The 7386-nt window shown below is 67.2% G+C and carries 11 protein-coding genes; 7 read left to right on the forward strand and 4 right to left on the reverse strand.

The genetic code is table 11. From position 1 onward, the window contains the following. The coding region (locus Q1V87_RS01015) for an FTR1 family protein (RefSeq protein WP_300590484.1) at window positions 1–135 on the reverse strand (135 nt) is incomplete at its 3' end. A 158-nt stretch (window positions 136–293) separates the two neighbouring features. Further along, on the reverse strand, window positions 294–563 hold the full coding sequence (rpsO, locus tag Q1V87_RS01020; protein ID WP_228177722.1) for a 30S ribosomal protein S15: 270 nt from the start codon (window positions 561–563) through the stop codon (window positions 294–296). A gap of 145 nt (window positions 564–708) precedes the next feature. On the opposite strand from rpsO, the gene Q1V87_RS01025 reads away from it, so the two are divergent. Then, entirely contained in the window at window positions 709–930 is a 222-nt protein-coding gene (locus Q1V87_RS01025) for a DUF167 domain-containing protein (RefSeq protein WP_300590477.1), read from the forward strand. Further along, window positions 930–2234, forward strand: coding sequence for an MFS transporter (locus tag Q1V87_RS01030; RefSeq protein ID WP_300590485.1), 1305 nt, complete (start codon window positions 930–932; stop codon window positions 2232–2234). Before Q1V87_RS01025 ends, Q1V87_RS01030 begins: the two co-directional genes overlap by 1 nt. Before the next feature lie 70 nt (window positions 2235–2304). Here Q1V87_RS01030 and Q1V87_RS01035 read toward each other — a convergent pair whose 3' ends face one another. Beyond that, on the reverse strand, window positions 2305–2868 hold the full coding sequence (locus Q1V87_RS01035) for a YceI family protein (RefSeq protein ID WP_300590478.1): 564 nt from the start codon (window positions 2866–2868) through the stop codon (window positions 2305–2307). A 179-nt stretch (window positions 2869–3047) separates the two neighbouring features. Further along, a complete protein-coding gene (locus tag Q1V87_RS01040) occupies window positions 3048–3416 on the reverse strand; it encodes an FKBP-type peptidyl-prolyl cis-trans isomerase (RefSeq protein ID WP_292712016.1) in 369 nt (122 codons plus the stop codon). Between the two features lie 169 nt (window positions 3417–3585). Between Q1V87_RS01040 and Q1V87_RS01045 the strand changes: the two genes are divergently transcribed. From Q1V87_RS01045 to Q1V87_RS01065, 5 genes are all read left to right on the forward strand, one after another. After that, window positions 3586–4287 (forward strand): response regulator transcription factor, encoded by a 702-nt coding sequence (locus tag Q1V87_RS01045; protein ID WP_300590479.1) that lies wholly within the window; start codon window positions 3586–3588, stop codon window positions 4285–4287. Continuing rightward, on the forward strand, window positions 4284–5303 hold the full coding sequence (locus Q1V87_RS01050) for a HAMP domain-containing sensor histidine kinase (protein ID WP_300590480.1): 1020 nt from the start codon (window positions 4284–4286) through the stop codon (window positions 5301–5303). Before Q1V87_RS01045 ends, Q1V87_RS01050 begins: the two co-directional genes overlap by 4 nt. Before the next feature lie 131 nt (window positions 5304–5434). Beyond that, the gene (locus tag Q1V87_RS01055; protein ID WP_300590481.1) at window positions 5435–5947 is read left to right on the forward strand and encodes a thioredoxin family protein; all 513 of its coding nucleotides are present in this window, start codon (window positions 5435–5437) and stop codon (window positions 5945–5947) included. Further along, window positions 5944–6675 (forward strand): cytochrome c biogenesis protein CcdA, encoded by a 732-nt coding sequence (locus Q1V87_RS01060; protein WP_300590482.1) that lies wholly within the window; start codon window positions 5944–5946, stop codon window positions 6673–6675. Before Q1V87_RS01055 ends, Q1V87_RS01060 begins: the two co-directional genes overlap by 4 nt. A 140-nt stretch (window positions 6676–6815) precedes the next feature. Continuing rightward, on the forward strand, window positions 6816–7386 hold a 571-nt coding region (locus tag Q1V87_RS01065; RefSeq protein WP_300590483.1), incomplete at its 3' end, for a fumarylacetoacetate hydrolase family protein.

Here is a 7386-nt window from a genome sequence, read left to right on the forward strand (position 1 = left end):
CGCACCCCCGACTCCCAACCACAGGCGCGGCAGCACGTCGCGACGCTTCAGCTGCGTGAGATAGGCCACCAGGATGCCGATGACGAGGGCGGCTTCGAGGCCTTCGCGGAGGCCGATGAGAAAGCTAGCGAGCACGCGGATCCTCGGGACGATTCGGTAAGGCTTACCTAAGCCATCCGAGAGACTACTCCCCAGCCGCCGGCTGAGCAATTCCCACCCGCGCGAGTCAATGACGAAGGGCCGCCCCACACCGTGGGACGACCCTTCGAGAAAGCGATGGACGCGGTTCGCGCTTAGCGGCGAAGCCCGAGACGCTCGATCAGCTTGCGGTAACGCTCGATGTCGATGTCCTGGAGGTAGCCGAGCAGACGACGGCGCTGACCCACGAGCAGGAACAGGCCACGACGCGAGTGGTGGTCGTGCTTGTGCTCCTTGAGGTGCTCGGTGAGGTCTTTGATGCGCTGCGTCATGAGCGCGACCTGCACCTCGGGGGATCCGGTGTCACCGGGGTGCGTTGCGTACTCTTCGATGATCGCCTTCTTGGTCTCTGCTTCCAGTGCCATAGAACGATCCCCTCTCTCTTCGTTGCGCGGTGCCCGTCACCTGCTGTGCGAGCTCTCTTTCTCCGCGGCCGATCTAACGGCAACCGAACAACTCTACCAGCCCGAGCCAGAGCCTGCGAGCGCGTGCGCAGAGTAGCCTCGTCGGGTGCGCATCACCGTCCGGACAAAGCCCGGGAGCCGGCGCGGTCCCCTGGTCGAGACGGTGGGATCCGATCTCGTCGTGTATCTGCGGGAACCGGCACACGAAGGCGAGGCCAACGCCGCTCTCCCCCGGGTGCTGGCAGAACACTTCGGCACCTCGCCGAGCCGGGTCTCGATCGTTCGGGGACATTCGGCGCGCGTCAAACAGGTCGAGGTCGACCTGTGATGGCGCGGCTCTCGCGCGACCAGTTCCTTGATCTCCGCCCCTTCCGCGCAAGCCCCGCCTTCGCGCGGCTGTGGATCGGGTCGACCCTGGCAGGCCTTGGCGGGCAGCTCACGATCGTCGCGGTCATGCTCCACGTCTACGACCTCACGCAGAGCACCTTCGCCGTCTCCATGATCGCCGTCGTCGGGCTTGTCCCGATGGTCGCGGCAGGACTCTACGGCGGAATGCTCGCCGACGCCTTCGACCGGCGCCTGGTCGCGCTGCTGGCGGCATCCATCACCTTCGCCTCTACCGCTCTGCTCGCGATCCTCGCGTGGACCCAGCTCGAGTCGGTGTGGTCGCTCTACGCGCTCAGCATCGTCAACTCCGCCGCGAACTCGGTGGTACTCGCCACGCGCTCAGCGATCGTTCCCCGATTGCTCCCCCGGCAACTCCTTCCGGCTGCCGCAGCACTGCAGGGGATCACCGTCGGGATCATGGTGATGGCTGGACCCGCTTTGGCCGGCATACTGGTCGCGACGGTCGGCTACGCGTGGACCTACTCGGCCGACGTGGTTTTGATGACCTCCCTCTTCCTCGGGCTGTGGACCCTCCCTCGCATCGTCCCCGAAGGCGAGATCGTCCGACCAGGACTCGAGTCCCTGCGCGACGGCGTCGCATTTCTCCGACGCGCTGCCAACATCCGCCTGCAATACATCCTCGACATCACTGCGATGACCTTCGGGCAGCCGCTCGCCCTCTTCCCGGCGATCGGGGCAGTGCTCCTGGGCGGCGGCGCTATCACGACTGGCGTTCTTACTGCGGCCTTCGCCGCGGGCGCGTTCGTCTCGAGCCTGCTCTCGGGGCGCATTGGGCGCTACCGCAGACACGGCCTGGGGATCGAACGCGCGATCCTCGTCTACGGCGTCGCTATCGGTGCGTTCGGCATCGTGCTGCTGATCGCGGCGCTCACGAGTGGCACGACCGGTGGCGCAGAACTAGCTCCTCGCGTCGGGCTGCTCATCGCGGCGGTCCTCGTTCTAGCCGTGGCGGGCGGGGCCGACAACGTCAGCGCGATCTATCGGTCGACCATGATGCAATCGGCCGTCCCCGACGCTATCCGCGGGCGCCTGCAGGGCATCTTCATCGTCGTCGTCGCCGGCGGACCCCGAGTGGGCGCGCTCTACGCCGGAACCCTTGCGACGTTCACGACTCTCTGGTTCCCACCGCTCCTCGGCGGACTGCTGATTCTGGCGATCGTGACCACCCTCGTGCGCGTGAGTCCCGGGTTCCGCGCGTACGACGCCGACAACCCCGTCCCCTGATCAGGCTCGCCGCAAACGACGGTGGGGCGGATGCCGCAGCATCCGCCCCACTGAAAGGTCGTGCGTTGCCTCAGTCGGCCTGGAGCGCGCCCTGAAGATCGAGCTCGATCGTCACGTCCTTGCCCACGAGCACGCCACCGGTCTCGAGCGCGGCGTTCCACGTGAGGCCGAAGTCCTCGCGGTTGATGACAGCCTTGGCCGTTGCGCCGGCCTTGTAGTTGCCCCACGGGTCATTGCCGAAGCCACCGAACTCGACCTCGAAGGTCACGGGCTTGGTGATGCCGCGGATCGTGAGGTCACCGTCGACGAAGAAGTCGCCGTTCTCGATGCGCACACCGGTCGAGACGAAGTCCATCGTGGGGTACTTCTCGGCGTCGAAGAAGTCCGCCGAGGCGAGGTGCTTGTCGCGGCCCTCATCCTTCGTGTCGACCGAGGTCACATCGACCGACGCGGTCACGGTGGTCTCGAGCGGGTTTGCGGGAGTCACGAACGTCGCGCTCTTGACACCGAAGGTGCCGCGCACCTTCGAGATCATCATGTGCCGGACGGTGAAGTGGACCTCGCTGTGCGACGCATCAAGCTGCCACGTGCCGACGCGGTAGCCGGGGATCTCGACGGTTGTCGTTTCGGTCATGCTCTCTCCTCGGGAGTTCTCTGGGCCGCCACGCGGCGACAAGAGCCCCAACACCGCAGCTCGGGCGCTCTATTCCCGTGAATGGAAAAATTTGCGAGCGCGTCATCTCCCGGTCATCGCAGCGACGAAACGGCGGCGGATGCCGAAGCATCCGCCGCCGTGCGAAAAGTCAGAAATACTCAGCCGACCGAGACGAGGTCGATGATGAAAATGAGGGTCTTGCCGCCCAGGAAGTGGCCACCGGCGGGGCCGTACGCCAGGTGAGGCGGGATCACCAATTCGCGGCGACCGCCCTCACGCATCCCCGGAATCCCGTCCTGCCAGCCCTGGATGAGTCCGCGGAGCGGGAACTGGATGCTCTCACCGCGGTTCCACGACGAGTCGAACTCCTCACCCGAGTCGTACTCGACGCCGACGTAGTGCACGGTGACGCTGTCGCCCGGCTTCGCCTCGGCTCCCTCACCCACGATGAGGTCACGGATGACGAGTTCGGAGGGAGCGGGGCCCTGCGGGGCGTCGATGTCGGGCTTGGTGCGGTCATCAGTCATGCTCACCATCCCACCAGAGCCGGTCGCGGCGCGCAATGCGGCGCCGCCACGACCGGTACGACGCCGAGCATCCGGAGGGACGCACTGTCGATTGCGGTGGTGATTACGAACTCCTGACGACTCCGCCCCCGCGGGTGTCGCGAGACGACCGGATGCCTATAGTGGGGCCGTGGTGCGCCTGATGCTGGTCGAAGATGACCGGACGATGCGCGAAACTGTCGCCGCTTACCTGACCCGCGCCGGGCACGATGTGGTAGCGGTTGCCGACGGCGACGCAGCAGTTGCGCGATTCGCCGAGTCCGGCGTCGACCTCGTGCTGCTCGACCTGATGCTCCCGGGCTCGAGCGGGTTCGAGGTCACGCGAAGACTGCGCGCGATGCGGCGCGACCTTCCCCTCATCATGGTGACGGCGCGCACGCAGGAGCACGAACGGGTTCAGGGGCTGCTCGCGGGAGCCGACGACTACATCACGAAGCCTTTCAGCCTGCGGGAACTCGATCTACGCATCCGTTCCCTGCTGCGCCGGGTCACCACCGCTCCCCCTGAAACACCCGACATCCTCGTCGACGGCGATCTCCGCGTCGAGGTCGCCGCCGGCCGCGCTCTCCGGAACGAGGAAGCCCTGGCTCTCACAGCGCGCGAGTTCGATCTCCTGGTGTGGTTCCTGCAGCACCCGGGAGTCGTTCACAGCCGCGAAGATCTCATCCGCGAGGTCTGGGGCTGGAACGTCGGAGATCCCTCGACCGTAACGGTGCACGTGCGGCGCCTCCGCGAAAAAGTCGAGTCCGAAGCCTCCCGCCCGACCCGGTTGGCGACGGTGTTCGGCAAGGGATATCGCTGGGATGCGGCGGAGTCGGGGGGCGCGCTGTGACCCCGGACGAGAACGCGGTGCTCCTGTCGATCCTGACCACGGCAGGCGTCGGGCTGGCGGGTACGGCGATCGTGGCGGCACTCCCCCGCTCCCGGCCGGTCGTGGCTGCCATCGCAGCGCCGTTCGTCGTGGTCGCCTCGCTCGCCGCCGGTGTTGCTGTCGCGACTCGACAGATGCTCATCGACGATCACACGTCCCAGACGCTGCTCATCGTGCTGGCCGCCTGCGCCCCCCTTGCCCTCCTTGTCGGCCTCGTCCTTGCCCGGCGGGCGCGCGCGGTCGAGCGGGACGCAGCCGCCGAGCGCGCCGACAGACAGCGCGCGCGTGAGGTCGAAGACTCCCGACGAGAGACTGTCCGCTGGCTCTCCCACGACCTGCGGACGCCGCTTGCCGGCATCCGGGCATTGGCGGAGTCTGTCGCAGAGGACGGCTCGCCCGACGACCCGCCCGCGCGCATCGTGCGCGAAGTCGACCGACTCGACGCGATGGTCGACGACATCGTGGAACTTTCGCGGCTTCACGGTCAGAGCAGACGTGAAATCACGACGGCAGCGCTCGATGACATCGTGTCGGACGCCGTTGCCTCCGTCTCACCGCTGGCAGCCGCCCAGGGCGTGCACATCGAAGCGGCGGCCCTTGGCGGCGACGTCGTCGAGGTCGAGGTCCGTGAAATCACCCGCGCCGTCACGAACATCATCAGAAACGCCGTGCAGCACACCCCCGCGGGAGGTCGCGTGCTGCTCACGACGACACGGGCAGACGCCTGGGCCGTGGTTTCGGTCACAGACGGCTGCGGCGGCATACCGGCAGGCGATCTGCCACACCTTCTCGAACCCGGATGGCGCGGGGACGCGGCCCGATCCGGCAGCGGAATGGGCCTCGGCCTTGCGATCGCCGACGAGGTAGCCCGAGCTCACGGCGGGGCCGTGACGATCGTCGGGACAGCCCCAGCAGACGGCTGCACCGTGAGCCTGCGGCTGCCGGCAGATAAGGGCGACGCCTCGGGTCAGTCCTAGCTCGGGCCGCCCGGCAGGTTGCGGCAGTTCGTACGGACCCGTGACAAGCGCCGCGCTTTCGTGGCGAGAGGCCTCGCCGTCCCCTTGACTGAGGCTCACCGATGATCTTCCGACCGAGCACAGGAGTCCTCATGCGCCGCTCATCCACCACTGCCGCCGCACTGATCCTCGTCGCTGGCCTCTCGCTGACCGCCTGCGCAACCCCGACGTCAACCGGCGCGCCAGCAACGCCGTCATCGACCCACATGGACGACGAGATGTCGGTCGGCTCCGCGGACGAGATGACCACGAGCGAGCCGATGGACGACATGTCAGCCGATGCGATGACCGCCGGCGCCTACCTCACTCTCGAGGAGTACCAGAACCAGATGGCCGACCGCGCCGACACTGCAGTTGTCTACTTCTTCCACGCCGACTGGTGTCCAAGCTGCCGCGCGACCGAAGAATCTCTCACCACCGCCGGGGTCCCGGACGGGCTCACCGTCGTAAAGATTGACTACGACACCGCCACCGATCTCAAGCGAGAGTACGGAATCACTCAGCAGCACACGTTCGTGCAGGTCAGCGCCGACGGCACACAGCTCGCGAAGTGGACGGGCTCGGTCACCGGCGAAGACATCAAGGCGCAGGCGAACGCCGGATGATCACCGCGCTGGCTGGCGCACTGCTGGCCGGAGCCTTGACGACGCTCGCTCCCTGCTCGCTCACGCTCTTGCCGATCATCGTGGGCGGCTCCTTGCAGGGCGCATCGAACCGCGATGCCACCCGCCGCGCCATCATCATCACCCTGTCGCTCGGAGCGAGTGTCACGGTCTTCACGCTGCTGCTGCGAGCGACCACAGCGCTCATCGACATCCCCACCCAGGTGTGGCAGATCGCCAGCGGCATCCTGCTCATCGTCCTCGGCCTCTTCTCGGTGTTCCCCGCAGCGTGGGACCGTATCTCCCAGCGCACCGGACTGACCGGCGCCTCCGCGCGGAACCTGGACGCCGCCCACCGCCGCGGTGGAACCCTCGGCGCGATCCTCACCGGCGCTGCGCTCGGCCCCGTGTTCACCTCGTGCAGCCCTCTCTTCGCGTATGTGATCGTGACGGTGCTCCCCGCGGAGCCGGCACGAGGGCTGGCGTTGCTCGGCGCCTACGTCGTGGGGCTCATGGCAGTACTGCTCGTGATCGCCCTGGCCGGGCAGCGCGCCGTCCGCCGGATGCGCTGGGCAGCTGACCCGCACGGCTGGTTCCGGCGGGGACTGGGCATCCTGTTCATCGTCGTCGGCATCCTCATCGCGACCGGGCTGATGCAAGACATCGAAGCCTGGATCCTCACTTTCTCGCCCATCGCGCCGTGGGAGATCGGATCGGACATCGGTCGCTGAGGACCATCGCACGGGGGCTCTTGACAGCGCGCGGATGCGGCGAGAAGCTGATACTAGTTCAACTCAGCGCCCGGATTTCGACTCGCAGGCATCGCCGCGGCACCGGGCGCTGAGTCTTTGTTCAGCGCTAGCGTGGGTGAATGCGCTTCGCCCATGTTTCCCTCCCCGGGTCGGCCACGCCGCAGCTCGTCACTGTCGATGATGACGGGGCAGCCGTGGTGTCGCTGCTCTTCGACGGGGCGCCGGTCACCCTCAACGAGCTCATCGAGGGCGGCGATGAGCTGCTCGATCGGGTTCGCGAGGCGGCATCGACAGCTCCCCGTCTTGCCCTTGACGGCGCGGTCTACGGGCCCGCTGTACCGCAGCCACCCGTCATCCTCGCCGTCGGCCTGAACTATGCGGCGCACTCCAGCGAACTGGGGCTGAAGACCGATACGGCGCCGACAGTGTTCGTGCTGTGGCCGAACTCCCTGGCAGGGCACGACGGCACGACGAGCTGGCCGCGCACACTCAGCGAGTCGGTGGACTATGAGGCCGAGCTCGGAGTGATCATCGGCCGGCCTGCGAAGGACGTGACACCCGAATCGGCCCTTGATCATGTCTGGGGGTACACCGTCGTCAACGACATCACAGCGCGTGACATCCAGTTCGCTGAGGCGCAGTGGTCGCGCTGTAAGTCGTTCGACGGCTTCACCCCGGTCGGCCCCGTTG

This window comes from Microbacterium sp., assembly GCF_030149085.1.
Lineage (GTDB): Bacteria > Actinomycetota > Actinomycetes > Actinomycetales > Microbacteriaceae > Microbacterium.